The following is a 730-nucleotide window of genomic DNA, read 5'->3' on the forward strand; positions in this document are numbered from 1 at the left end:
CTGGTACCCAAGCGTCACCTTTGAACAAGGATTGGCAAAAACAATCGACTGGTTTATGGATAACCAAGAATGGTTGAACAACGTAACATCAGGCGATTACCAAAAGTATTATCAGGAGCAGTATAAATAATATCCAGTTTTTTTGTCATTCTGACGTAGGAAGAATCTCATTCATCAAGGGCGACTCACTTAATAACCATTTAATCATACTGTATCTAGATAGCGATTGGGATACCCGTTAAGTAAAAAATTAAATTAAAACAGGAGCTTAATTAGAAAGGTAAATTAGTTACCAGTTATTAATTAGCTCAGTTACTAAATAATATGAAGGCAACAGAAACAAAACTAAAAGACTGTTTTATTTTAGAACCACGAAAGTTCCAAGACGAACGTGGCTACTTTTTCGAAAGCTTTAACGAAAAATCATTCAATGATTTAACGGGAACCAACACCCATTTCGTTCAAGATAACCAAAGTTATTCAACAAAAGGAGTAATTCGCGGACTGCATGCACAAGCAGGAGATCATGCACAAGCAAAATTGGTTCGAGTGCTAAAAGGCGAAGTAATCGATGTAGCAGTAGATGCCCGTCCCGATTCTCCAACATTTGGTCAGCATGTAGCAGTACATTTATCGGCAGAAAACAACAAACAGTTATTTGTTCCTCGTGGGTTTCTGCATGGTTTTTCTGTATTAAGCGAAGAAGCCGTGTTTTTCTATAAATGCGATA

General features: G+C 37.0%; 1 protein-coding gene and 1 pseudogene. Both read left to right on the forward strand.

The genetic code is table 11. The features are described from left to right. Nucleotides 1-130 (forward strand): annotated as a pseudogene (locus EG242_RS15105) (dTDP-glucose 4,6-dehydratase); the annotation flags it as partial. A gap of 194 nt (nucleotides 131-324) precedes the next feature. Continuing rightward, nucleotides 325-730, forward strand: a 406-nt coding sequence (gene rfbC / locus EG242_RS14530; protein WP_235831927.1) for a dTDP-4-dehydrorhamnose 3,5-epimerase, incomplete at its 3' end; no start/stop codon positions are given.

The sequence above is a fragment of the Paenimyroides viscosum genome (assembly GCF_003858535.1).
GTDB lineage: Bacteria > Bacteroidota > Bacteroidia > Flavobacteriales > Flavobacteriaceae > Flavobacterium > Flavobacterium viscosum.